The organism is Nocardioides ultimimeridianus (assembly GCF_054777895.1).
In genome coordinates, this window is sequence record NZ_BAAHAB010000023.1 from 14,663 (window position 1) to 37,385 (window position 22,723).

Annotated in this window: 23 protein-coding genes; 13 read left to right on the forward strand and 10 right to left on the reverse strand. The window is 72.3% G+C overall.

What is annotated here, in order from left to right:
- Positions 1-45 precede the first annotated feature (45 nt).
- The 3 genes from ACYU8V_RS20695 to ACYU8V_RS20705 are packed head-to-tail and all read left to right on the forward strand — an operon-like array spanning position 46 to position 2,161.
- Complete coding sequence (locus ACYU8V_RS20695) at positions 46-432, forward strand: hypothetical protein (RefSeq protein ID WP_460850105.1); 387 nt, start codon at positions 46-48, stop codon at positions 430-432.
- Between the two features lie 54 nt (positions 433-486).
- Positions 487-1,329 carry a hypothetical protein gene (locus ACYU8V_RS20700; RefSeq protein ID WP_460850108.1) on the forward strand — a complete coding sequence of 281 codons (843 nt, stop codon included), beginning with the start codon at positions 487-489 and terminating at the stop codon, positions 1,327-1,329.
- A 58-nt stretch (positions 1,330-1,387) separates the two neighbouring features.
- Positions 1,388-2,161, forward strand: a complete 774-nt coding sequence (locus ACYU8V_RS20705) for a 3-methyladenine DNA glycosylase (RefSeq protein ID WP_460850110.1) — start codon at positions 1,388-1,390, stop codon at positions 2,159-2,161.
- 641 nt (positions 2,162-2,802) lie between these two features.
- On the opposite strand, the gene zwf is transcribed toward ACYU8V_RS20705, so the two are convergent.
- Together zwf and ACYU8V_RS20715 are read right to left on the reverse strand one after the other, a co-directional pair.
- Positions 2,803-4,251 carry a glucose-6-phosphate dehydrogenase gene (gene zwf / locus ACYU8V_RS20710; protein ID WP_460850112.1) on the reverse strand — a complete coding sequence of 483 codons (1,449 nt, stop codon included), beginning with the start codon at positions 4,249-4,251 and terminating at the stop codon, positions 2,803-2,805.
- 58 nt (positions 4,252-4,309) lie between these two features.
- Entirely contained in the window at positions 4,310-4,840 is a 531-nt protein-coding gene (locus tag ACYU8V_RS20715; protein WP_460850114.1) for a TetR family transcriptional regulator, read from the reverse strand.
- A 34-nt stretch (positions 4,841-4,874) separates the two neighbouring features.
- Here ACYU8V_RS20715 and ACYU8V_RS20720 point away from each other — a divergent pair, with 34 nt between their 5' ends.
- Together ACYU8V_RS20720 and ACYU8V_RS20725 are read left to right on the forward strand one after the other, a co-directional pair.
- Positions 4,875-5,558: a response regulator transcription factor gene (locus ACYU8V_RS20720; RefSeq protein ID WP_460850116.1), complete on the forward strand. Its 684-nt coding sequence runs from the start codon at positions 4,875-4,877 to the stop codon at positions 5,556-5,558.
- Positions 5,555-6,865: a sensor histidine kinase gene (locus tag ACYU8V_RS20725; protein ID WP_460850117.1), complete on the forward strand. Its 1,311-nt coding sequence runs from the start codon at positions 5,555-5,557 to the stop codon at positions 6,863-6,865. The genes ACYU8V_RS20720 and ACYU8V_RS20725 overlap by 4 nt, the downstream gene beginning before the upstream one ends.
- A 17-nt stretch (positions 6,866-6,882) precedes the next feature.
- Here the strand turns inward: ACYU8V_RS20725 and ACYU8V_RS20730 are convergent, their stop codons facing one another.
- Positions 6,883-8,181: a COG4705 family protein gene (locus ACYU8V_RS20730; protein WP_460850119.1), complete on the reverse strand. Its 1,299-nt coding sequence runs from the start codon at positions 8,179-8,181 to the stop codon at positions 6,883-6,885.
- 121 nt (positions 8,182-8,302) lie between these two features.
- On the opposite strand from ACYU8V_RS20730, the gene bioB reads away from it, so the two are divergent.
- The 4 genes from bioB to bioD are packed head-to-tail and all read left to right on the forward strand — an operon-like array spanning position 8,303 to position 12,585.
- Positions 8,303-9,475 (forward strand): biotin synthase BioB, encoded by a 1,173-nt coding sequence (bioB, locus tag ACYU8V_RS20735; RefSeq protein ID WP_460850122.1) that lies wholly within the window; start codon positions 8,303-8,305, stop codon positions 9,473-9,475.
- On the forward strand, positions 9,459-10,787 hold the full coding sequence (gene bioA, locus ACYU8V_RS20740; protein WP_460850123.1) for an adenosylmethionine--8-amino-7-oxononanoate transaminase: 1,329 nt from the start codon (positions 9,459-9,461) through the stop codon (positions 10,785-10,787). Before bioB ends, bioA begins: the two co-directional genes overlap by 17 nt.
- The gene (locus ACYU8V_RS20745) at positions 10,784-11,905 is read left to right on the forward strand and encodes an 8-amino-7-oxononanoate synthase (protein ID WP_460850125.1); all 1,122 of its coding nucleotides are present in this window, start codon (positions 10,784-10,786) and stop codon (positions 11,903-11,905) included. The genes bioA and ACYU8V_RS20745 overlap by 4 nt, the downstream gene beginning before the upstream one ends.
- Positions 11,902-12,585, forward strand: a complete 684-nt coding sequence (bioD, locus tag ACYU8V_RS20750; protein ID WP_460850127.1) for a dethiobiotin synthase — start codon at positions 11,902-11,904, stop codon at positions 12,583-12,585. Before ACYU8V_RS20745 ends, bioD begins: the two co-directional genes overlap by 4 nt.
- A gap of 66 nt (positions 12,586-12,651) precedes the next feature.
- Here the strand turns inward: bioD and ACYU8V_RS20755 are convergent, their stop codons facing one another.
- The 3 genes from ACYU8V_RS20755 to cimA are packed head-to-tail and all read right to left on the reverse strand — an operon-like array spanning position 12,652 to position 16,284.
- Positions 12,652-14,073 (reverse strand): amidase, encoded by a 1,422-nt coding sequence (locus ACYU8V_RS20755; protein ID WP_460850130.1) that lies wholly within the window; start codon positions 14,071-14,073, stop codon positions 12,652-12,654.
- A gap of 19 nt (positions 14,074-14,092) precedes the next feature.
- Positions 14,093-14,671: a GNAT family N-acetyltransferase gene (locus ACYU8V_RS20760; protein WP_460850132.1), complete on the reverse strand. Its 579-nt coding sequence runs from the start codon at positions 14,669-14,671 to the stop codon at positions 14,093-14,095.
- Between the two features lie 2 nt (positions 14,672-14,673).
- On the reverse strand, positions 14,674-16,284 hold the full coding sequence (gene cimA / locus ACYU8V_RS20765) for a citramalate synthase (RefSeq protein ID WP_460850135.1): 1,611 nt from the start codon (positions 16,282-16,284) through the stop codon (positions 14,674-14,676).
- 58 nt (positions 16,285-16,342) lie between these two features.
- On the opposite strand from cimA, the gene ACYU8V_RS20770 reads away from it, so the two are divergent.
- Positions 16,343-16,699 carry a hypothetical protein gene (locus ACYU8V_RS20770; RefSeq protein ID WP_460850137.1) on the forward strand — a complete coding sequence of 119 codons (357 nt, stop codon included), beginning with the start codon at positions 16,343-16,345 and terminating at the stop codon, positions 16,697-16,699.
- Between the two features lie 7 nt (positions 16,700-16,706).
- Here the strand turns inward: ACYU8V_RS20770 and ACYU8V_RS20775 are convergent, their stop codons facing one another.
- The gene (locus tag ACYU8V_RS20775) at positions 16,707-18,362 is read right to left on the reverse strand and encodes a serine/threonine-protein kinase (protein ID WP_460850139.1); all 1,656 of its coding nucleotides are present in this window, start codon (positions 18,360-18,362) and stop codon (positions 16,707-16,709) included.
- 60 nt (positions 18,363-18,422) lie between these two features.
- On the opposite strand from ACYU8V_RS20775, the gene ACYU8V_RS20780 reads away from it, so the two are divergent.
- Positions 18,423-19,232, forward strand: a complete 810-nt coding sequence (locus tag ACYU8V_RS20780; RefSeq protein WP_460850140.1) for an FkbM family methyltransferase — start codon at positions 18,423-18,425, stop codon at positions 19,230-19,232.
- A gap of 2 nt (positions 19,233-19,234) precedes the next feature.
- Here ACYU8V_RS20780 and ACYU8V_RS20785 read toward each other — a convergent pair whose 3' ends face one another.
- From ACYU8V_RS20785 to ACYU8V_RS20795, 3 genes are all read right to left on the reverse strand, one after another.
- Positions 19,235-20,308, reverse strand: a complete 1,074-nt coding sequence (locus ACYU8V_RS20785) for a branched-chain amino acid aminotransferase (protein WP_460850294.1) — start codon at positions 20,306-20,308, stop codon at positions 19,235-19,237.
- A 66-nt stretch (positions 20,309-20,374) separates the two neighbouring features.
- Positions 20,375-21,463: a 3-isopropylmalate dehydrogenase gene (locus ACYU8V_RS20790; RefSeq protein ID WP_460850141.1), complete on the reverse strand. Its 1,089-nt coding sequence runs from the start codon at positions 21,461-21,463 to the stop codon at positions 20,375-20,377.
- Between the two features lie 11 nt (positions 21,464-21,474).
- Positions 21,475-21,627 carry a hypothetical protein gene (locus ACYU8V_RS20795; protein WP_460850142.1) on the reverse strand — a complete coding sequence of 51 codons (153 nt, stop codon included), beginning with the start codon at positions 21,625-21,627 and terminating at the stop codon, positions 21,475-21,477.
- A gap of 199 nt (positions 21,628-21,826) precedes the next feature.
- Here ACYU8V_RS20795 and ACYU8V_RS20800 point away from each other — a divergent pair, with 199 nt between their 5' ends.
- Together ACYU8V_RS20800 and ACYU8V_RS20805 are read left to right on the forward strand one after the other, a co-directional pair.
- The gene (locus tag ACYU8V_RS20800) at positions 21,827-22,396 is read left to right on the forward strand and encodes an O-methyltransferase (RefSeq protein WP_460850143.1); all 570 of its coding nucleotides are present in this window, start codon (positions 21,827-21,829) and stop codon (positions 22,394-22,396) included.
- Between the two features lie 101 nt (positions 22,397-22,497).
- Complete coding sequence (locus ACYU8V_RS20805) at positions 22,498-22,653, forward strand: DUF6131 family protein (protein WP_460850144.1); 156 nt, start codon at positions 22,498-22,500, stop codon at positions 22,651-22,653.
- Positions 22,654-22,723 lie beyond the last annotated feature (70 nt).

Consider the following 22,723-nt stretch of genomic DNA (forward strand, 5'->3'; position numbering starts at 1 on the left):
CTATCGGTCGGCGGTGGGCTCGGGCCGGGCCGGTAGCCTCGCCGCATGGGCCGGCGCCGGGCGTGGATCGCAGCCGCGATCGGGCTCCTGGCCGCCGCGCTGGCCGGGATGCACGCGCTGCCCGCGCAGGCGGCCGAGTCGATGACGCACGGCTGCCCGGTGATGACCTCGGCGTCGATGGGGTCGACGGGGTCGACGGGGTCGACGGGGTCGACGGCATCCAGGGCACCGATGAGCTCGTGCGGCGAGCACCGCTGCTCCAGCCACCGGCTCGCCACGACGCCCGTGCCGCACTCCGGGCCGGGGCTCGGCTGGGTGGCGGTCGCCGCGGTCGAGCCGGCGATGCACGGCGACCGGTCCGGTACGCCGTACCGCGCCCGACCGCCGCCACGCGCCGGCGGCGGTGCGGGGCTGGGTGTGTGGCGGCAGTAGGCATCGCCCGCCTCCGCCTGCCCTCATCCGCTCCGATCATCTGGAGACCCACTCATGCACCTGCGACGTACCTTCCTGCTGCCTGCCCTCGCGACCCCGCTGCTGCTCGGCGCCTGCGGCACGACCGATCACACCCACGACATGTCCTCGATGCCCGGCATGTCCTCCTCGGCATCCGGCATGGCATCGATGCCCGGCATGGCGCACGGCGACGGCCTGTCGGCCACCTCCGACGGCTACACCCTGCGCGTGCTGTCGGCCCCGATGGGCGGCATGACGATGCCCCTGCGGTTCGCGATCGACCACGACGGGGCGCCCGCCATCGACCTGGTCCGCGAGCAGACCAAGCTCATCCACCTCTACCTGATCCGCGACGACCTGTCCGGGTTCCAGCACCTGCACCCGACGCGGTCCGGGGACGGCTCCTGGACCGTCACCCCGAACGCGCCGGCGTCCGGCTCCTACCGGGTCTACGTGCAGTTCACCGCGCGCGGATCGGACGAGCCGACCGTGCTCTCCACGGCGCTGGACCTCGGGGCGGACAGCGGGTCGCCGTCCGCCGTACCGACCGGGACGGCCACCGCCGACGGCTACACCGTGACGCTCGACGGTGCCGCCCGCGGGCACGGCATGCTGACGCTGCGGGTCAGTCGAGACGGCCGTCCGTACGCCGGGCTGCAGCCCTACCTCGACACCTATGCCCACGTGTCCGCCTTCCGCGAGGGCGACCTGGCGTTCTCGCACCTGCACCCGACCGAGGCCGTGACGTCGCGGCCGGGCGGCCCGGAGCTGGACCTCATGGCCGACTTCCCCGGACCGGGGACGTACCGGCTGTTCGTGCAGTTCCGTGCCGGAGGCGCGCTGCACACGGTGCCGGTGAGCATGGCGGTCGGCTGAGTGTCCTGAGGATCGCGGCGGGGCGGCTCGGGCCGCCCCGCCGACCTAGGGTGTCCTCGTGAGCGAGGAGGCGAGGCACCGGGAGCGGCTCGAGCCGTTCGTCGGACCGCACCTCCGGCGGCGCGCCGCCGGGCAGAAGCACCCGATCCACGACTTCCTGTTCCAGTACTACGCCTACCGTCCCGCGCAGCTCCTGCGCTGGCAGCCACCCGGGCGGTTGGATCCGGCGAAGGCTCCGCTCGCGAGGACGACGCTGACGCTCCTGCGCGCGACCCAGGCACGCGAGGGCAACTTCGGCTGCTTCGGCCTGCACGAGTGGGCGATGGTCTACCGGGACACCGAGACCCGGCACCCGCACCCGCTCCGGTTGGGCAACGAGCAGACCGACGCGGTGGTCGAGAGCCACCGCCTGGGATGCAGCCACTGGGATGCCGTGCGCTTCTTCACTCCCCCGGCGCGTCCGCTGAACACCCTGAGCCCGTTCAAGGACGACCGCCCGGACTTCGAGCAGCCCGGCTGCCTCCACGGGAACATGGATCTCTACAAGCACGCCTACCGACTGGCCGACGCGGTCGGCTCCGACCTGATCGCCGACTCCTTCGAGCTCGCCTGGGACGTGCGGATCCTGGACATGCGCGCGGCGCCGTACGACTTCTCCGGCATGACCATCGATCCGTACGACGTCGCGTGGACGCCGATCAGGATCGAGACCGCCGAGGGCAAGCGGGAGTACGCCGAGCTCCAGCGGGGCTTCGCCGAGCGGGCGGCGCCGATACGTCAGGCACTGATCGAGGCGCTGGACGCAGCGGTCACCGCGGGCGCTGGGGCCTAGTCCCGAACGCGCCTGGTGCTGGCTCCGGGTTGGTCAGGGCGGCCGCACCTTAGCCGCCCGGCACCCCGCGTCAAGGATGCTCGCTTCGCTCGCCCCGCTGCGCGGCGCTTCGCGTCCTTGACCCCCGGTCCCGACCGGGCGGCTGAACGGCGCGATAACGGCACGGGCTTCGCCCGCGCCGCCGCTTCGCGGCCGCCAGCGCGGTCGGTGGTGGGGCGCTAGGGACTATGGGTCACCTGGCCCATCGTCGCTAGCGGGTAGCAGTGGGGTGCACGATCGCCCGCGCGGGCGATCGTGACGCCCGGTCGGGCCGTCGAGGCCGTGAAGATCAGCCGCGCGGGCGATCTTGTACCTCTTGGGTGGTCAGGCCGTGCCTGGGTTGTGCCGCGGGACGTAACGGGGAGTTCTCCCGGCACCAGGTGCCGGGAGAACTCCCCGAAGAGCGATCCACCCTCCGTGGCGGCCGCGTAGCGGCGGCGCGGGCGAAGCCCGTGCCGACTCCGCGCCGTCCAGCTCGTCGTCCGGGGCCCGCAGTCAAGGAGGCCGCAGGCACCGCGCAGCGGCGCCGAAAGCGTCCTTGACGGCGGGTGACGACGAGCTAAGGTGCGGCCGCCAAGACCAGCCCCGAAGAAGGGCAGCCCTCAGAAGCCCGAGTGGTTCGGATCCCGCCAGGCCCGCTCGAACGGCAGCCGCCAGGCGTACGGCGCGATGAGCTGGTGGATCTGGTTGGGACCCCAGCTGCCCTGACGGTAGGAGCGGACGATGGGCGGGTTCTCCAGCAGGGGCGCGGAGACCTCCCAGAGCCGCTCGATGCCCTCCGCGGAGGTGAACAGGGTCTTGTCCCCGCGGGCCGCGTCGTAGATGAGGCGCTCGTAGGCCTCGAGCACCGAACCGGCCCAGCCGGTGTCCTGCATCGCGAACTGCATCGAGAGCTTGTCCAGCTTCATGCCCGGCCCGGGGCGCTTGCCGTAGAACGACAGCGACATCTTGGCCGAGTCGGCCAGGTCGAAGGTCAGGTGGTCGGGGCCGTGGTCGCCGACGCCGGAGTTCCTCGGGAACATCGACCGCGGCGGCTCCTTGAAGGCGATCGAGATGATCCGCGCGCCCTCGGCGAGGCGCTTGCCGGTGCGCAGGTAGAACGGCACGCCGGCCCAGCGCCAGTTGTCGATGAAGCACTTGAGGGCCACGAAGGTCTCGGTGCCCGACTCCTTGGCCACGCCCTCGATGTCGCGGTAGCCGAGGTACTGCCCGCGGACCACGTTCGCCGGATCCAGCGGCACCATCGAGCGGAAGACCTTGTCCTTCTCGTCGTTGATCGCCTGCGGCGACAGCGAGGTGGGCGGCTCCATCGCGGTGAACGCCAGCACCTGGAACAGGTGCGTGACCACCATGTCCTTGAAGGCGCCCGTCGACTCGTAGAACGCGGCGCGCTGGTCTAGCCCCAGCTCCTCCGGTACGTCGATCTGCACGTGGTCGATGTTGTTGCGGTGCCAGATCGGCTCGAACAGACCGTTCGCGAACCGGAACGCCAGGATGTTCTGCGCCGCCTCCTTCCCCAGGAAGTGGTCGATCCGGTAGATCTGCTCCTCGTCGACGACCTTGTGCAGCTCGGCGTTGAGCTTGCGTGCGCTCTCCAGGTCGACGCCGAACGGCTTCTCCATGATGATCCGGCTGCCCTTGACGAGGTCGGCCTCCTCGAGGGTGTGCAGCACCGGCAGCGCAGCCTTCGGCGGCACGCTCAGGTAGACGATCCGGATCACGTCGCCGGACCACTCGGCCTCGACCTTGTCCACCGCCGCGCGCAGGCCCGCCGCACCCTCGGCGCCCGGCGCCCAGTGCAGCAGCTTGGAGAACTCCGGCCACGCGTTCATGTCGCCGTCGTCGCCGGAGAACTCCGTGACGGCCTCCTTCACCAGCTCGACGAAGGACTCGGTGGTGTGGTCGTCGAGCGACGTACCGACGATCCGGAGCTCCGGCATCAGGCCGGTCTCGTAGAGGTGGATCAACCCCGGGAGCAGCTTGCGGCGGGCGAGATCGCCGGTCGCGCCGAACAGCACGATCGTCACCGGCTTCATCTGCTTGTCGGCCATGTCGTCCACACTGCCTCCCGTAGGTTTCGAGGACAAGCCTGCCGCGTGAACCGTCGGCTCAGCGCACCCGCTGGGTGAGTCCGTCCAGGATGAGCCCCAGTCCTACCGCAAAGTCGTCCGGGTGCCCAGCATCCGCCGCCCCGCGCGCCTGCTCCTCGCCGACGTGCCCGAGCACGAAGTGGACCAGCGTCCGCGCTCCCACCCGGGCCAGCTCCGCCGAGGCGCCTGCGCGCACCAGCGCCGCCGTCATCCGCTGCTCGGGCAGCACGGCGCCGCCGCCGGCGTACACCTGCGAGATGAGCGCGGCGCCGTCGCGGTGCGCGAGCATGGCGGCCCGCAGCTCCACGCACACCAGCCGCAGCTCGGACTCCCAGGTCACGATCTCGGAGGCCTGCCGCCCGCGCACCAGGATCTCGTCGGCCACCGCCGCGAGCAGGGCGTCCTTGTTGGCGACGTGGTGGTACAGCGCACTGGCCTGCACGCCGAGCTCGCCGGCCAGCCGGCGCATCGACAGCTCGGCCAGACCGTGCTCGTCGAGCACCACGATGGCGCGATCGATCACGTCGGCACGGCGGTAGCGCACTTTCATCCCCTCCTCACGTCGGCGGTGCAACCGTAGCCACATGCTGAGGATCGGCGTGTGCGAGGACGACCCCGCGATCCGGCGCGTGCTGACGCGGGCTCTGGAGGGCGCCGGCCACAGCGTCGTACCGGCACACAACGGGGCCGAGGCCCTCACGCTGCTCGCGGCGTCCCACAACCTCGACGTCCTCGTCATGGACGTCGGCCTCCCCGACGCCGACGGACGCGACGTGCTCCAGGCGCTGAGGGCCAACGGCCAGCACGCGCCGGCCCTCTTCCTCACCGCGCTCGGCGACACCCACGACCTGCTCGCGGGATTCGCCGCCGGCGCCGACGACTACGTGGTGAAGCCTTTCGAGATCAAGGAGGTGCTGGTCCGGATCGCGGCACTGGCCCGCCGCGGGCGCGACGTACCGGCGCCGACGCCGCGCGGGCTCACCCTCGACCCGGTCACGCACGCCGCGACGGCGACCGGCGGCGAGGTGCTGCTGACCCCGACCGAGTTCCGGATGCTCGCCGCGATCACGTCGCAGCCCGGCGCCGTGGTACGCCGCCGCAGCGTCGTCGCGGCCGGCTGGCCCGACGGGGCGCTCGTCAGCGAGAACACCATCGACTCCTTCATCCGTCGCATCCGCACCAAGCTCGGCGCCATCGACGCACCGGTCGGGATCGAGACGGTCCGCGGCGTGGGGTTCCGCCTGACCGAGCGCACCGACGCCCGATGAGGATCGTCGGCTCGCGGGCACTGACCGACCTCGGCGGCTTCCGTCGCCGCCTGATCCTGCTGGCGGGGGTGGGCGCAGCCGCCGTCGCCGCGGCGCTCGGGCTGGTCGCCCAGCTGATCCTCGCGACCACCACGAACCGCACCGTCGAGCGGGTGATCGAGGACCGCTCGGACGCGGTCATCGCCCTCATCGACGCCGCCACGCCGGCGACGCGACTGACCGTCCCGAGCCGGGGCGTCGACCCCGGCGTCGTCGTGTACGACGCGACCGGGCATGCCGTCGCGGGCTCCGAGCCACCCTCGCTGCGGGCCGAGTTCCTCGCGCTCGCGCGGGTCGGCGGCGAGACGAACCGGACCACCGACGCCTACGCCCTCCACGGCGAGCCGTTCACCACGCGCAGCGGTGCCCGCGGGACCGTGGTCGTCGTCGAGCCGCTGGCGCCGTACGAGCACCAGGAGGCGCAGGCCCTCGAGGTGTCCGTCGCCTCGGGCGTGCTGATCGTGCTGCTCACGGTCGCGGTGGCCTCGTGGATCAGCCACCGCGCGCTGTCGCCGGTCGCCGACATGGCCAGGACCGCCGAGGAGTGGAGCGAGCACGACCTCGAGCGCCGCTTCGACCTGGGCCCGCCCACCGACGAGATCCGTGCGCTCGCGCACACCCTCGACGGGCTGCTGGACAAGGTGGGCCACGCGATCCGGACCGAGCACCGGCTGACCGCCGAGCTCGCCCACGAGCTGCGCACCCCGCTCACCGCCATCCAGGGCACCGCCGACCTGATCGCCATGCGCACCGACCTGGACCCGGACCTGCGCGCCGACCTCGAGGAGATCGGCCGGGCGACCCGTGGGATGGCGGCGACCATCACGGTCCTGCTCGACCTCGCCCGCAGGGGCCCCGACGAGCGGGCGGCGAGGGGGACCTGTCCGGTCGTCGATCTCCTCGCCGAGGCCGTGCGGCTGCACCCCGCCGTCGAGGTCCGGTACGACGGCGGGGCCGTGCTCGACGTACCGTCGGACGTCGCGCTCCGGGCCCTGGCACCGGTCCTCGACAACGCCATCCGCCTCGCGGGCAGCGTCGCGATCGATGCGGAGCTGACCCGCGAGAGCGTCGATCTCGTCGTGACCGACGACGGCCCCGGCGTCGCCGACCCCGCGATCCTGTTCCGGCCCGGGGCGGTGCCCGGGCGGTCCGGGCTCGGCCTGGCCCTCGCCCGACGGATCGCCAGGGGTGCGGGCGGCGACGTCCTGTTCACCGGGGACGGACAGGCCCGCGGGGCCACGTTCGTGGTGCGGCTCCCGCGGGCCTGACGATCAGGACCTGACGATCAGAACTTGTGGCTCTGCAGGTCCTTCAGCAGCACGCCGAGCTGCTTCTCCTGCACCGCCGGCGCGGCCGGCTGGATCTTGCCGTGGTCGATGGCGAAGGTCTGCAGGACAGCGTCCATCTGGTCGTCGAGCAGGTGCCAGGTCTTGGGGTTGACCGCGGTCAGCGACGTGGAGTCGGCGTCCCAGTCGTCCCGCATCGTCTGGACCGTCGCGTGGGCCGCGGTGGCGTTCCCGGCCTTATCCTGGGCGATCGCCTTCCGGGCGAGGCCCTGGTACTTCGCCACGGCCGCCTGGGTCTGGCTGCCGTTGAACGCGGGCTTCGGGCAGGCGGGCATCGTCTCGCTGGCACCCGTCGGGTCACAGGTCGCGTGCGGCTGCTGGTGGCCCCAGTACATGACCCCGCCGGCGATGATCGCGACGACGACGAGGCCGAGTCCCGCGATCCGCTCCTTGCGCGGGTTGGTGGTGACGGCCGGGTCGTGGGTGGCGTCGTACACCTCGGAGACGTCGGTCCGGCTGATCGTCAGGTAGACGACGGTGCCCAGGATCGCGCCGAGGAAGATCAGGCTGGTCCACAGCGTGCCCAGGCCCAGGCCGACCGGCTGGCCCGCGGGCGCGACCTTCGGCGAGGCGAGGGCGTCGCCGATGTTGGCGCCCAGCGGGCGGGTGAGGATGTAGGCCAGCCAGAAGGACAGCACCGGGTTGGCGCCCCACTTCCACAGCGCGGCGATCGAGACGATGAGGCCGAGCGGCAGGAAGATCGACTGCACGGGGAGCCAGTTGGTGAGCTCGAGGGTCCAGTCGCCGGTCGCCGTACCGAGGGCGAAGGTGACCAGGACGGTCAGCCAGTACCAGGACTCCCGCGAGGTCGTGTTGATGCTGTGGATCGACAGGGTGCGCTCGCGCAGCCACCACGCGCCGAACACGACGGCCAGCAGCGCGGCGAAGACGGTGGAGCTGATCCACAGCGGGATGCCGATCTGGTCGGTGCCCATGTCGGTGTAGAGCGTGCCCGCGACGCTGACCACCACCACGGTCAGCCAGTACGGGAAGGGCGTGTAGCGCCGGGTCCTCATCTGCCAGGTCAGCACCGCGACGAAGATCGCGGTGAACAGCAGCATGGTGTTCGCGAGACCGAAGCCGAGGGTCTCGTTGATGTAGTCGGCGAAGCTCTCCCCGACGGTGGTGCAGAGGATCTTGATCAGCCAGAACCAGATCGTGACCTCGGGGACCTTGTTGAGCATCGTGCCGCCAGTGGTCGTGGCGGCGTCCTTCACGGCAGCGGATATCTGTGGCATGCCAGCAGCGTCGTACGACGAACCTGCCAGCAACCTGACTGGCGAGTAACCCGCACCCTGCCTTACCCTGCCACCTGAACAGTGTTCAGTTTGGGTCCAGGTAGCCGCTCAGGAGATGACGATGACCGTGTTCGACCAGCTCGCCGACAAGATCCTCGCCGGCGGTGCCGCGACCGAGGCCGACGCCGTCGCCGTCCTGCAGGCACCCGACTCCGAGCTGATGTCGATCGTCGCCGCGGCCGGCCGGCTGCGCCGCGAGCACTTCGGCAACACCGTCAAGGTGAACTACCTGGTCAACCTGAAGTCCGGGCTGTGCCCGGAGAACTGCAACTACTGCAGCCAGGCGCTCGGCTCCCAGGCCCCGATCCTGAAGTACTCCTGGCTCTCCAAGGAGGAGACCCTCAAGCAGGCCGGCGCCGGCCTCTCCGGCGGCGCCACCCGCGTCTGCATGGTCTCCTCGGGCCGCGGTCCCTCGGACCGCGACATCGACAAGGTCGTGGAGATGACCGAGGCGCTCAAGGACGAGTACGACGGCGTCGAGGTCTGCGCCTGCCTCGGCCTGCTCAAGGACGGCCAGGCCGAGCGGCTCAAGGCGGCCGGCGTGGATGCCTACAACCACAACATCAACACCGCCGAGTCCAACCACGACAACATCGTCCAGACCCACACCTACGACGACCGCGTGGACACCATCGGCCGCGCGAAGGCCGCGGGCCTCTCCCCCTGCTCCGGCCTGATCGCCGGCCTGGGCGAGACCGACGAGCAGCTCGCCGAGGCGCTCTTCGCGCTCAAGGCGCTGGACAGCGACTCGATCCCGGTGAACTTCCTGATGCCGTTCGACGGCACGCCGTACGAGAACACCTGGGAGCTCTCCCCCACCCGCTGCGTGAAGATCCTCGCGATGGCGCGCTTCGTGTGCCCCGACAAGGAGATCCGGATCGCCGGCGGCCGCGAGATGCACCTGCGCTCGCTGCAGGCCCTCGCCCTCCAGGTGGCCAACTCGATCTTCCTCGGCGACTACCTGACCTCCGAGGGCCAGGACGCCCTGTCCGACCTCGAGATGCTCCGCGACAACGGCTTCCTCATCCTGGGCATGGACGAGACCGCGTTCGACGAGCTGATCGCCGCGCACCGCGCGGGCGTGACGCACCGGGCCCACGCGGCCTCGGCGTGCGGCTCGGGCGGGTGCGGCGACGGCTGCGGTGGCTCCTGCGGCTCGCAGGCGTCCGCGGTCGAGGAGAAGCCGGCGATCCGTCGTCGCGGCGCTGGGACCGAAGTTGCCGCCAACGCCTGAGCTGTCCGAGGAGAGCCTCGCCTTCGACCGCGAGCACCTCTGGCACCCCTACACGTCGATGACCGAGCCCGCCCCGGTGCGGGCGGTCACCGGAGCGCGCGGCGCCCGGCTCCGGGTCGACGGCCGCTGGGTGGTCGACGGCATGTCGTCGTGGTGGGCCGCGATCCACGGGTACGGCGTGCCCGAGCTGGACGCCGCCATCGCCGCCCAGGCGGCCGACTTCAGCCACGTCATGTTCGGCGGTCTGACCCATGCACCGGCCGTCGAGCTGGGCCGGCGCCTGGTCGCGATCACCCCGGAGCCGCTGGAGCGCGTCTTCCTCGCCGACTCCGGATCGGTCTCGGTCGAGGTGGCGCTGAAGATGGTGCTGCAGTGGCAGCGTGGTCAGGGTCGCCCGGAACGGACCCGAATGCTCACGGTCCGCGGTGGCTACCACGGCGACACCTTCCACCCGATGAGCGTCACCGACCCCGACGGCGGCATGCACGCGATGTGGGCCGGGGTGCTGCCGGGGCAGGTGTTCGCGCCCCAGCCGCCGGCCGCTCCGTCGTACCTGACGAACGCGTTGGGCTCGGGCGCAGAGACCAACGCGTTGGTCAGGTACGACGAGTGGGAGGCCGCGTTCCGGCATACCGCCGCCGAGCACGCCCACGAGCTCGCCGGCATCGTCGTCGAGCCGCTGCTGCAGGGTGCCGGCGGGATGCACCCCTACCGCGCGGAGTGCCTGCAGGTCTTCCGTGAGGTCGCCGACGAGCACGACCTGCTGCTGGTCTTCGACGAGATCGCGACCGGCTTCGGGCGGACCGGTCACCTGTTCGTCTCCGAGCTCGTGACGCCGGACGTGCTGTGCGTGGGCAAGGCGCTGACCGGCGGCTACCTCACGCTGGCGGCGGTGCTCACCACCGACCGCGTCGCGCGCGGCATCGCCGCGTCCGAGTCCGGTGTGGTCATGCACGGCCCGACGTTCATGGGCAACCCGCTCGCCTGCGCCGTGGCGAGCGCCTCGATCGACCTGCTGCTGGCCCGCCACTGGAAGGCCGACGTCGACCGGATCCACGCGCGGCTGACCGCGGGGCTCGAGCCGCTGCGCGCGGCGCCGGGCGTGGCCGACGTACGCACCCTCGGTGCGGTGGGGGTGGTGCAGCTCGACCATCCCGTCGACAACCCCGCGGCGACCGAGGCCGCCCTCGCGGCCGGCGTGTGGCTGCGGCCGTTCCGCGACCTGGTCTACGCGATGCCGCCGTACGTCGCCTCCGACGACGAGCTGGACACCCTCGTCGAGGGCATCACGGCGGCGGTGGCTGCCGGATGAGCGCCTGGGAGGGGTGGCTCGCGGATCGAGCGGCCGCGCGCGACGACGCGGGCCTGACGCGGCGACTGCGGCCACGGGCCGCGGAGGACGCCACCATCGACCTCGCGGGCAACGACTACCTCGGGCTGTCCGCCGACCCACGGGTGCGGTCGGCCGCGGCCTCGGCCGCGCAGCGGTACGGCGCCGGGGCCGGTGCCTCACGCCTGGTCACCGGCACCCTCGACCTGCACGCGTCGCTCGAGGAGGAGCTGGCCGGCTGGCTCGGCCACGAGGCCGCCCTGGTCTTCTCGACCGGCTACCACGCCAACCTCGGCGTCATCACCGCACTGGCGGATCGCTCCGTGCGCGTCGTGTCGGACGCGCACGTGCACGCCTCGCTGATCGACGCGATCCGGCTGTCGCGTGCGGCGGTGACGGTGGTGTCGCACAACGACGTGGACGCCGTCCGGGACGCCGTCGGTGCCGCCACCGAGGAGCGTGTGCTCGTCGTGGTCGAGTCGATCTACTCGGTGCTCGGCGACGCCGCTCCGCTGGCCGAGCTGTCCACGATCTGCGAGGCAGCGGGTGCGCTGCTGGTGGTCGACGAAGCCCACGGCGTGGGCGTGCACGGCCCCGGGCTGGTCACCCGGCTCGGGCTGGCCGACCTGCCGCACGTCGTCGTGAGCGCCACCCTGTCCAAGTCGATGGGCGCCCAGGGCGGCGCGGTGCTCGGCTCCTCCGCGCTGCGCGAGCACCTGGTCAACACGGCCCGGCCGTTCATCTTCGACACCGGCCTCGCCCCCGCCCCGACCGCCGGAGCGCTCGCGGCGCTGCGGATCATGCGCGACGACCCGGCGCTGGGGCAGCGGGTGCTGACCCGCGTGCGCGGGCTCGCCGACGCGCTCGGTGTCGTCGCGCCCGACGGTGCGGTGCTGTCCATCCCGATGTCGTCGCCGCAGGCCGCCGTCGCCGCCCAGGCCGCGGCGCTCGAGGCCGGCCTGCGGGTCGGGTGCTTCCGCCCGCCGTCGGTCCCCGACGGCATCTCCCGGCTGCGGGTGACCGCGTCCGCCGGCGTACCGGACGAGGACTGGGAGCGCGCCGTCGACCAGCTGATCCACATCGTGAAGGAGCACTCGTGACCCGGGTCATCGTCGTCACCGGAACCGACACCGACGTCGGCAAGACCATCGCCACCGCCGCGATCGCCGCGACCACCGAGGGGTCGGTCGTGGTGGTGAAGCCGGTGCAGACCGGCGTACCGGCCGACACGAACGAGGGCGCCGACGCGGCGAAGGTGCGCGCGCTCACCGGCGTACCGGTGCAGGAGCTCACCCGGCTCGACGACCCGCTGGCGCCCGACGTGGCCGCGCGGCGGCAGGGCGTGCGGATCCCGCCGGTGACCGTGCACGCGGCGTACCTGCGCCGGCTCGCCAACGACTACGACACCGTCGTCGTGGAGGGTGCCGGCGGCCTGCTGGTGCGACTCGACGAGGACGGCGGCACGCTGCTCGACATGACCGTGGCGCTGCGCGACTCGATGCCCGAGGCGACGGTCGAGGTGGTCGTGGTGACCCGCGCCGGACTGGGCACCCTCAACCACACCGAGCTGACGGTGCAGGCCCTACGCGGCCGGGAGATCGAGCCGAGCGGCCTGATCATCGGCTCGTGGCCCACCGAGCCCGGGCTGGCCGAGGAGACCAATCGCGACGAGCTCCCACGCGTCACCGGGGTGCCGGTCATCGGCGTGATCCCGGCGGGTGCCGGGAGCCGCGACCGGCTGGGGTTCCAGCTGGCCGCGCCGCGCTGGATGACTCCGTAGCCCGCGAGTTCAGACTTGTGGTCAACCGAAACCATCGATTCGGTCGACCATCAGTCTGAACTCGCGCTACCAGAGGGGTGGGTGGCGGTCCTTCCACGGCACGGCAGCCTCGATCTGCGCGGCGAGCGAGAGCAGCAGCTCCTCCTCGGCGGGACGGCCGGCGAGCATGATGCCGACCGGCAGGCCGTCGGGGGTCTGGTGCAGCGGCAGCGAGAGCGCGGGCATCCCGGTGACGTTCCACGCCGAGGTCCACGGCGTGAAGCGCTTCTGGGCCTCGAAGTCCGCGGCCGGGTCCTCGTCGTCGCGGATCGCGCCGACCGGGAGCGGCGGCTGGGCGAGGGTCGGGGTCAGCACGGCGTCGTACGGCGCCAGCGCGACCAGCGCGTCGGCGGCGTACCGCCGCAGCTGGCCGATCGCCAGCCCGAACTGCGGGCCGGAGAGCGCCTCGCCGCGCTCCCCCAGCCAGCGGGTCAGCGGCCGGATCATCCCGCGCTGCTGCTCGCTCAGGTTGACCGTCGACAGCGCCGTCAGCACCGCCCAGCAGACCTCGAACACCGGCACCGCCTCGGGCGGGAGCGGAGACTGGAACGGCTCCACCGAGTGGCCCAGCGCGGTCAGCAGGTCCGTCGCGTCGTCGAGCGCCCGGCTGACCTCGGGGTGGACCTGGGTCTCGGCGATGATCGGGTCCTTGATCCGGGCGATCCGCAGCCGGCCGGGCGGTCGTGAGCAGGCCGCCAGGAAGGTGTCGTCCGGCTCCGGTGCCCACGACGGGTCGCCCGCGCGGCGGCCCGCGAGCACGTCCAGCAGCGCGGCGGCGTCGGCGACGGTCCGGGCGATGGAGCCGGAGGTGGACAGGCCGATCGGGTCGCCGTACATGGGGAAGCCGGAGATGCGGCCCCGACTCGGCTTGAGGCCCACCAGCCCGCAGCAGGACGCGGGGATCCGGATCGAGCCGCCGCCGTCGGAGCCGTGGGCGACCGGGACCAGCCCCGCCGCCACGGCCGATGCCGCGCCTCCCGACGAACCGCCCGCCATCCGGGTGAGGTCCCAGGGAGTCACGGCCGGGGGCCGTCCCTCGGGCTCGGTGTAGCAGGGCGAGCCGAATTCCGGGGTCGAGGTCTTGCCGAGGCTGATCAGCCCCGCGTCCTCCATGGACAGCGCGATCGCGTCGGAGACCTGCGGGACGTGGCCGGCGAAGACCGGCGAGCCGAACGCCGTCGGCACGCCACGGGTCAGGTTCAGGTCCTTGATCGCGGACGGTACGCCGGCCAGCGGGAACGCCTCCCCGACCGGCCCCACCGCGGCGATCTCGCGCGCCCGCTGCCGTGCCGCGTCGGGGTCGCGGAACGCGAACGCCCCGTCGACCAGCTCGCTCGGCAGCGACTCGGCCCGCGCCAGGTAGTGCTCGGTCAGCTCGACCGGGCTCAGCTCGCCCGATCGGATCAGCGCGCCCTGCTCGAGGGCGGTCAGGTCGTGCAGCTCGCTCACGCGACGACGCTACCGCCCGCTACCGCGCCGCCGCCCGCCACTCGCGCTGCAGGATCGCGAAGTCGACCTCGGTGGTCCACTCGCCCTTGAACCACTCGTTCTCGACCAGCACGGCCTCCTGGCGCATCCCGATCCTGCGCAGCACCGCGGCCGAGGCCGGGTTGCGCTCGTCGATCCGCGCGCCGACGCGGTGCAGGTCGAGGCCGTCGAAGCACAGGGCCAGCAGCGCTGCGGCCGCCTCGGTGGCGAAGCCGTGGCCGTGGTGGTCGGGGTGGAAGACGTAGCCGATCTCGCCGGACTGGTGCTCCAGGGAGTGCAGGAACACGATCACGTCGCCGACCAGCTCGCCGGTGTCGCGGCGTACGACGACCAACTGCAGGTGCTGCCCCTGGTCGGTCAGGGTGCTGCGCCGGCGCTCGGGATCGGCGAAGGACGCGGTGATCGACTCGAGCGTCGCCGGCACCGGCGGGATGTAGCGGCAGACGTCCTCACGCGAGCGGTAGGCCAGCATCGGCTCGAGGTCGGTCGGGACCTCGACCGGGCGCAGCAGCAGGCGCTCGGTCAGCACCGGGTACGCCGGCTCGAAGGGCAGTCGCACCATCACGCGGTGTGGCGCCGCAAGCCGTAGGTGATGCCGTCCACGAGCGCCTCCCAGGAGGCCTCGATCACGTTCGCGCCGACGCCCACGGTGACCCAGGTCGACTCGCCGTCGGTGTGGTCGATGAGCACGCGCGTGATCGCGTCCGTGCCGTGGCCCTGGTCCAGGATGCGCACCTTGAAGTCGATCAGCTCGAACCGCGCGACGTCGGGGAAGGCCTGCACGATCGCCGTGCGCAGCGCCTGGTCCAGCGCGTTCACCGGCCCGTTGCCCTCGCCGGTCACGACGTAGCGGACGCCCTCGGCGCGCAGCTTGACGGTCGCCTCGGAGACAGCCTCGTCCTCGGGCCGCGGGTTCGTCACGGTCTCGGTGATGACCCGCCAGCTCTCGACGTCGAAGTACGACGGCCGCGTGCCGGTCACCTCCTCGGCGAGCAGCAGCTCGAAGGATGCGTCGGCCGCCTCGAAGGTGTAGCCGCCGGACTCCAGCTCCTTGACCCGCTTGGTGACCCGCGAGACCAGCTCGGGGTCGCCGGACAGGTCGAAGCCGAGCTCCTTGCCCTTGAGCTCGATGCTCGCGCGGCCGGCCATCTCCGAGACCAGCAGCCGCATGTCGTTGCCGACGCCGGCCGGGTCCATGTGCTGGTAGAGGTCGGGATCGACCTTGATCGCCGAGGCGTGCAGGCCCGCCTTGTGCGCGAAGGCGCTGGTGCCCACGTAGGGCTGGCGCGACGCCGGCGGCACGTTGGTGACCTCCGCGACCGCGTGCGCGATCCGGGTCGCCTCGGTCAGCAGCCCGGGCGGCAGCACCTGCCGGTCGAGCTTGAGCTCCAGGTTCGCGACCACGTTGACGAGGTCGGCGTTGCCGGTGCGCTCGCCGTACCCGTTGATGCAGCCCTGCACGTGGCTCGCGCCGGCGGCGACCGCGGCGAGGGTGTTCGCGACCGCGCAGCCGGTGTCGTTGTGGCAGTGGATGCCGACGCGTACGCCGGTGGTGTCGATGACGTCGCGCACCACGTCGGAGACCCAGTCCGGGAGCATGCCGCCGTTGGTGTCGCACAGCGCGACGACGTCGGCGCCGGCGTCGTACGCCGTGCGCAGGACCTCGAGCGCGTAGGACCGGTCCAGCCGGTAGCCGTCGAAGAAGTGCTCCGCGTCGAGGAACACCTGCTGCCCCTCGGCGCGCAGGTGGGCGACGGTGTCGCGGACCATGGCGAGGTTCTCGGCGAGCGTGGTGCGCAGCGCCTTCTCGACGTGCCCGGCGTGCGACTTCGCGACCAGCGTGACCACGCCGGCCCGGCTGTCGCGCAGGGCCGCGACCTGGGGGTCGTCCGCAGCGGCGGTGCCGGCCTTGCGGGTGGCGCCGAACGCGGCGAGGCGCGCATGCTGCAGGTCCAGCTCGGTGGCGGCGCGCCGGAAGAACTCGGTGTCCTTGGGGTTCGCGCCCGGCCAGCCGCCCTCGATGAACCCCACCCCGAGGCCGTCGAGGTGCCGCGCGATCGCGAGCTTGTCCGCGACCGTGGGGTTGAGGCCCTCCTGCTGCATGCCGTCGCGCAGCGTGGTGTCGTAGACGTGGAAGGCGCCGTGCAGGTCGAGGGCGGGCTTGTCGTTCATGTCCGGCCCATTCTGACAGAGGCGTGACGCACGTCGCGTGCCGTGTCACGATCGCGCCATGACCTCCCGCTGGTCGATCGACTCGACCAACTCGCTGCTCAGCATCGGGTCCTTCGACTCGGTGCTGTCGATCGGCTCCTCGCACTCGGTGCTCTCGATCGGCTCGGCGGCCTCGTTCGGGTCGATCGGGTCGTTCGCGTCCGTCGCATCGGTCGGCTCGGCAGCCTCGCACCTGTCGCTCGGCTCGTTCGGCTCGGTGCGGTCCTCGGGCTCGGTGCTCTCCGCGGGCGGCGTGCTGTCGTGGCGCCACCACGACCACGGCCCGCGCCGGATCGCCGTCGTGGCCGCTGCCCTGACGGTCGCCACCGCGGTGGTCGCGCTCCGGATCCGGTACGCCGAACCCGAGCCTGCCTAGAGCCTGGCTAGAAGGGCGCGCCGCTGGCGGGGGCCCAGTCGATGCCCGAGGACCCGGCCAGGAGCGCGAGCAGCGCGGCGATGCCCGCGAGGACCGTGCACACGATCAGCCACGAGACGGCCCGCCGCGCAGCGGGGTTCACCAGGCGCCCGAGCGGCCCGCGGAAGCGGTCGCCGCCGGGGCCGGTCCACAGCGCCAGCGCGCCCGCGGCACCAGCCGCGAACAGCGAGGTCGGCAGGTCGCCGAGCGCGAAGCCCACCAGCCCGACGGCGGCCCCGACGAGGACGGCCCAGAGCATCAGGACGAAGGCCCCGGGCACGGCCCGGCCGACGTGCCAGGGGCCGGTCGCGACGAGCCGCGGTCCGTCGTACCACTTCGGCCCGCGGACGGTACGCCGGTCCGCGACCGCCGACGCGGCTAGCGAGCCGGAGCGCAGGACCCACACCAGGACCGTCAGCGCTGCCAGCGCCAGCCAGGGCGCGGCCGCGACGGCGCCACCGGCGGCCAGCGCACCGCAGCCCACGACGGTCGCCCGGCGTACCTTCTCGCCGAAGGGGACCGGCTCGGCGACGGGATCGAGCAGGCCGTGCTGCTGGTCCCACTCCTGCTCCATCCGGGTGACTGCCGCGGGCGCCGCGGTGGGCGCCGCGGCCTCCTCGGGCAGCACGGCCGTCCCGCCCTCACGCGGGGCGGTCGGGAGCGAGGCGAGCGGGGCGTTCAGGGTCGGCGGGGCGGGCTGCGCGGACCGGGTGATCGGCGTGACGGACGCGACCGGGCTCCCCGGGTTCACCAGCGGCCGGGTCTCCGGGCCGAGCACGCCACGGCCCGGCGGGGACACCCGCGGCGCCTCGGGGTCGGTGCTGAGGGGGCGCAGCCAGGCCAGCAGCTCGTCGAGCAGCGGACGGTCGAGCGGGTCGGGCGCGAGGGCCGCGTCGAGGACCGCGTGCAGCGGCGAGGGGACGCCGCTGAGGTCGTGCTGCCCACGGCGGGCCCGGTCGAGGATCGCCATCGCCGGCCCGCGGCCGTACGGCGCCCGCCCGGTCGCGGCGAACGCCACCGTCGCCGCCCAGGCGTGCACGTCGGCGGCCGGGGTCGCGTCGTCGCCGTACAGGATCTCCGGCGCGAGGTAGCCCGGCGTGCCGAGCAGGTAGCCGGTCTGGGTGAGCCGGGGGTCCTCCGCGACCCGGGCCAGCCCGAAGTCGATGAGGATCGGCGTGCGACCCTCCATCAGCACGTTGGACGGCTTGATGTCGCGGTGCAGGACGCCCGCGCGGTGCACGGCCGCCACGCCCTCGGCCAGGCAGCCCGCCAGCCAGTCCAGGTCGCGGCCGGCGATCGGGCCTTCCTCGGCGACGTGGTCGTACAGCGACAGACCCGGCACGTAGCGGGTCACGACGTACGGCACCTCCGCCCAGGGATCGGCGTCGAGGACCTCCGCGATCCACGGGCTGCGCACCCGCTCCAGGGACGCGACCTCGCGCGCGAGCCGGCTGCGGGCCTCCCTGTCCCCCACGACCTGCGGGCGCAGCACCTTGAGGGCGACCCGGTGCCCGTCGCGGCCGCGGGCGAGGTGGACGATGCCCATGCCGCCCTCGCCCAGCCGGGTGAGCAGCGTGTAGTCGCCCACGCGTTCGGGCGCGCCGCCACCGGGCTGGATCGTCACGGAGCGAGGCTACCCGGGCGCCGCCCGGGATCGGCGCAGCGGCGCCGTAGGGTGGCCGCCATGACGCCCACGCCCACGCCTGCCCCGTCGATGAGCGTCGACGCCGCCTACCGGCTGTTCTCGAACAGCACGCTGGTGCGCAGCCACCGCGACTCCGTGCCCGCGATCGTGCTGCGCCGGCGGATGCAGTCGATGTTCCTGCGCATGTGCCGCGACCTCGAGCCGACGATCGCGTTCGAGGCCGGCGCCCACGAGGCGACCTTCAGCCGCACCGTCAAGGAGCAGACGCCGAGCGCTCGCGTCGTCGCTTTCGAGGCCAACCCCCACGTGCACGCCAAGTACGCCGCCGAGCTGGCCGCCGCCGGCGTCGACTACGTCCACACGGCCGTGGCGGACCGCGCCGGCGAGATCGACCTGACCATCCCGCTGCGGGTCCAGGACCAGGACCGCCCGCTCGACGGCACCAGCGCCAGCCTCGGCACCCACCGCACCCTGGAGCGCTCCGAGCACGTCACCGTCCCCGCGGCGCGCCTCGACGACCTCGTGACCGTCGGGCCGGACGACCGGGTGGTCGCGTGGATCGACGTCGAGGGCGCGAACGGTCCCGTCCTGGAGTCGGGTCGCGAGGTCCTCGCCCGCACGTCGCTGGTCTACATCGAGGTCGAGAGCGAGACCGTCTGGGACGGCCAGTGGATCGACGTCGACGTCGCCCGCTTCTTCGCCGAGCTCGGCCTGGTGCCGATCCTGCGCGACATCCAATCACCCGACCGGGCGTTCCAGCACAACGTCGTGTACGCCGCCCCGGAGATCGCCTCCGACCGCGCCACCGCGCGGCGGGCCTACCAGCTATTCCGCCCCGTCGAAGGCTGAGCTCAGACGATCCGGCGCATCCAGCCGAAGGTGTCGTCGGCGCGACCGAACTGCACGTCGACCAGCGCCTGACGGATCTTCATGGTGAGCTCCTGCGACGCAGGGGCCGCGGTGTCGCCGTGGGCCGTCTTCAGCGCACCGACGGGCGTGATGACGGCGGCGGTGCCGCAGGCGAAGATCTCGGTGATCCGGCCGCTGGCGACGCCGTCGCGCCACTCGGCGATGTCGAACTTCCGCTCGGTCACGTGGTGGCCCATCTTGCCGAGCAGCTCGATGATCGAGGCACGGGTGATGCCCTCGAGGATGGTGCCGGTCTCGGGCGTGACGACCGAGCCGTCGTCGTACACGAAGTACATGTTCATGCCGCCGAGCTCCTCGACGTACTTCCCCTCCTGGGCGTCGAGGAAGACCACCTGGTCGCAGCCCTGGCCGTAGGCCTCCTGCTGCGCGACGAGCGACGAGGCGTAGTTGCCGCCGGTCTTGGCCGCGCCCATGCCGCCGCGGCCGGCGCGGGTGTAGTCCTCGGAGAGCCACAGCGTGACCGGCTTGATGCCGCCCTTGAAGTAGGCGCCGGCGGGCGAGGCGATCACCATGAAGGTGACGTGCTCGGCGGGGCGCACGCCCAGGAACTTCTCGCTCGCGAACATGAAGGGCCGCAGGTACAGGCTCTTCTCGCCCTCGTTGTCCGGCACCCAGCGCGCGTCGACCTCGACCAGCGCGGACACGCCCTGCACGAAGTCCTCGACCTCGAGGACGGGCAGCGCGAGCCGGTGGCTGGAGCGGACCATGCGCTGCGCGTTGGCCTCGGGCCGGAACGCCCAGATCGAGCCGTCGGCGTGGCGGTAGGCCTTCATGCCCTCGAAGATCTCCTGCGCGTAGTGCAGGACGGCAGCCGCGGGGTCGAGGGTGATCGGGCCGTACGGCGTGATGCGGGCGTCGTGCCAGCCCTCGGCCGGGGTCCACTCGACGGTCAGCATGTGGTCGGTGAAGTGCGTGCCGAACCCGGGGTTGGACAGGATCTCTGCCAGCCGCGCGTCATCGGTCGGGTTCGCAGAAAGCGTGGTGGTGATCTGCATGGTCATCAATCTAATCCTTCGAGTGTGGGGGTGGCAGCCGGGCTTCTCCGCACCTCGAAGGTGCGGTCAGCCGGCTACTCGGGCGGCGACGGAGTCACCGACGGCCGGCGTGTGGATCGCCTGGCCGGGGGTGCGCGCCTCGAGCTCGGCCAGTACGGCGGTCTCGACGCGGGCCGCCGCCTCGGGGTGGCCGAGGTGGTCCAGCAGCAGGGCGCCGGAGAGGATGGCGGCGATCGGGTCGGCGATGAGCTGACCGGCGATGTCGGGGGCCGAGCCGTGGACCGGCTCGAACATCGACGGCGCGGTGCGGTCGGGGTTCACGTTGCCCGACGCGGCCAGGCCGATGCCGCCGGTGATCGCGGCGGCGAGGTCGGTGATGATGTCGCCGAAGATGTTGTCGGTGACGATCACGTCGAAGCGCTGCGGGTCGGTCGCCATGAAGATCATGACGGCGTCGATGTGCAGGTAGTCGACCGTGACGTCGGGGAACTCCGCGGCGACCTCCTGGGTGATCCGCCACCACAGCGAGCCCGCGTTCACCAGCACGTTGGTCTTGTGCACGAGGGTGAGCTTCTTGCGGCGCCTCTGGGCGCGGTGGAAGGCGTCGCGGACGACCCGCTCCACGCCGTACGCGGTGTTGATCGACACCTCGGTGGCGACCTCGGCCTTGGTGCCGGTGCGCATCGAGCCGCCGTTGCCGACGTACAGGCCCTCGGTGCCCTCGCGGACGACGACGAAGTCCAGCTCGCCGCGGCCCAGCACGGCGTCGGACAGCGGCGAGACCGAGCCCGGGTAGAGCTTGGACGGACGCAGGTTCACGTAGTGGTCGAGCTCGAAGCGGAGCTTGAGCAGCAGGCCGCGCTCGAGGATGCCCGGGGGCAGGTTCGGGTCGTTCGGCTTCCCGCCGACCGCGCCGAGCATGATCGCGTCGGCGCCGCGGATCTCCTCGAGCACCGATGCGGGCAGCACCTCGCCGGTGGCCAGGTAGTTCTCGGCGCCGAGCGCGTAGTGGGTCTGCTCGAACTTCACGCCCTCCGGCGCAGCGGCCTCGAGCACCTTCAGAGCCTCGGCGGTGACCTCGGGGCCGATCCCGTCACCGGGGACGACGGCGAGGGCGACACTGCCCTGGGCAGGGGGGAACGCGTTCGTGCTCATGGGTCCGAAATCTAGTTGTCGTCGGGGCGTGCGGCCGCGTCGTCTCGCTGGTCAAACGGGTCGAACGAGGCGGCGGCGGGGTGCAGCGGGTGGTCCTCGTCGTGCTGGGCGGGACCCCAGTAGACGTGGGCCGGACGGGTGCGGTCGTGCGTGGTCGAGAACATCGGGCGATTCCTTGCATCAAAGACTTCTACGGGTGATGAGAAGCCGATGCGGGAATCGGGGATACGCCGCTAGCACCGCGGCGAGGTGGCCTCTCTCAGGCCCCGCCGCGGCGCTGAATTACGAGAAGAAACTCGAGTGCGCTCCGCATGGTGGGATCACCGTACCGCATCTTGGAGGCTCCGTCAGACTGTTCTCATCATGAGTGCGCCCCCGGATCTGCCTGACGTCGTGCTGCGCGCGTTCGACGTGTGCCGGCGCGCCGGCTACGTGTCGTTCTGCCGCACCGAGACCGGCCGGCTGCTCGCCGCCCTCGCCGCGACCCGCAACGGGGTGATGGCCGAGTTCGGCACCGGCTGCGGGGTCGGCACGGCCTGGCTGCGCTCCGGCGTCCGCGGTACGACGACCACGATCCTCACCGCCGAGCTGGACCCCAAGCTGGCCGCCGCGGCGTCGGAGATCTTCGTCGACGACGCCCTCGTGGACGTGCTGACGGCCGACTGGTCCACGCTGATGGACAAGGGCCCGTACTCCCTGCTCTTCATGGACTCCGGCGACCCCGAGTCGGTGCGGGTCGATCGCATCGCCGACCTGGTCGAGCCCGGCGGCCTCGTGGTGCTCGACGACTTCTACCCCTGCGAGCTGTGGCCGCCGATCACCGCCGGCCGCGTCGACACGCTGCGCGAGGAGTGGCTCACCGACGAGCGCTTCACCGCCGTCGAGGTGATGGTCGCCCCGGACGCCTCCGTCATCCTCGCCACCCGTCGGTAGCCGCTTCGGGACCAAGGTCCCGCGTTTCGCCGGAGGTCGTTCGGGTACCGCGTCATCCGGTGGACGTACCGCGGCCACCACTGACAGGAGGTGGAGAACCCATGATCATCCTGGGTGTCATTCTGCTGATCCTCGGAGCGCTGTTCCATGTGGCGATCCTGTGGACACTCGGCATCATCGCCATCGTCGTCGGAGCGATCCTGTGGATCGCCGGTGCCGCCGGCCACTCCGTCGGCCCAAGGACGCACTACTGGTGAGGCATGACGCCTCGCCCAGGGCCGCCTCGCCCATGACGAGGCGCGTCCCAGCGCCGAGGTAGATGCGGTC

Bases quoted from the DNA above. Each gene is read 5' to 3' on its own strand.
- ACYU8V_RS20770 (WP_460850137.1), top strand. From the start codon at position 16,343: ATGACCTCCCGCTGGTCGATCGACTCGACCAACTCGCTGCTCAGCATC.
- ACYU8V_RS20720 (WP_460850116.1), top strand. From the start codon at position 4,875: ATGCTGAGGATCGGCGTGTGCGAGGACGACCCCGCGATCCGGCGCGTG.
- ACYU8V_RS20730 (WP_460850119.1), bottom strand. From the start codon at position 8,181: ATGCCACAGATATCCGCTGCCGTGAAGGACGCCGCCACGACCACTGGC.
- ACYU8V_RS20780 (WP_460850140.1), top strand. From the start codon at position 18,423: ATGACGCCCACGCCCACGCCTGCCCCGTCGATGAGCGTCGACGCCGCC.
- ACYU8V_RS20715 (WP_460850114.1), bottom strand. From the start codon at position 4,840: ATGAAAGTGCGCTACCGCCGTGCCGACGTGATCGATCGCGCCATCGTG.
- ACYU8V_RS20785 (WP_460850294.1), bottom strand. From the start codon at position 20,308: ATGCAGATCACCACCACGCTTTCTGCGAACCCGACCGATGACGCGCGG.
- bioB (WP_460850122.1), top strand. From the start codon at position 8,303: ATGACCGTGTTCGACCAGCTCGCCGACAAGATCCTCGCCGGCGGTGCC.
- ACYU8V_RS20795 (WP_460850142.1), bottom strand. From the start codon at position 21,627: ATGTTCTCGACCACGCACGACCGCACCCGTCCGGCCCACGTCTACTGG.
- zwf (WP_460850112.1), bottom strand. From the start codon at position 4,251: ATGGCCGACAAGCAGATGAAGCCGGTGACGATCGTGCTGTTCGGCGCG.
- ACYU8V_RS20700 (WP_460850108.1), top strand. From the start codon at position 487: ATGCACCTGCGACGTACCTTCCTGCTGCCTGCCCTCGCGACCCCGCTG.
- ACYU8V_RS20800 (WP_460850143.1), top strand. From the start codon at position 21,827: ATGAGTGCGCCCCCGGATCTGCCTGACGTCGTGCTGCGCGCGTTCGAC.
- ACYU8V_RS20725 (WP_460850117.1), top strand. From the start codon at position 5,555: ATGAGGATCGTCGGCTCGCGGGCACTGACCGACCTCGGCGGCTTCCGT.
- ACYU8V_RS20695 (WP_460850105.1), top strand. From the start codon at position 46: ATGGGCCGGCGCCGGGCGTGGATCGCAGCCGCGATCGGGCTCCTGGCC.
- ACYU8V_RS20790 (WP_460850141.1), bottom strand. From the start codon at position 21,463: ATGAGCACGAACGCGTTCCCCCCTGCCCAGGGCAGTGTCGCCCTCGCC.
- ACYU8V_RS20805 (WP_460850144.1), top strand. From the start codon at position 22,498: ATGATCATCCTGGGTGTCATTCTGCTGATCCTCGGAGCGCTGTTCCAT.
- cimA (WP_460850135.1), bottom strand. From the start codon at position 16,284: ATGAACGACAAGCCCGCCCTCGACCTGCACGGCGCCTTCCACGTCTAC.
- ACYU8V_RS20745 (WP_460850125.1), top strand. From the start codon at position 10,784: ATGAGCGCCTGGGAGGGGTGGCTCGCGGATCGAGCGGCCGCGCGCGAC.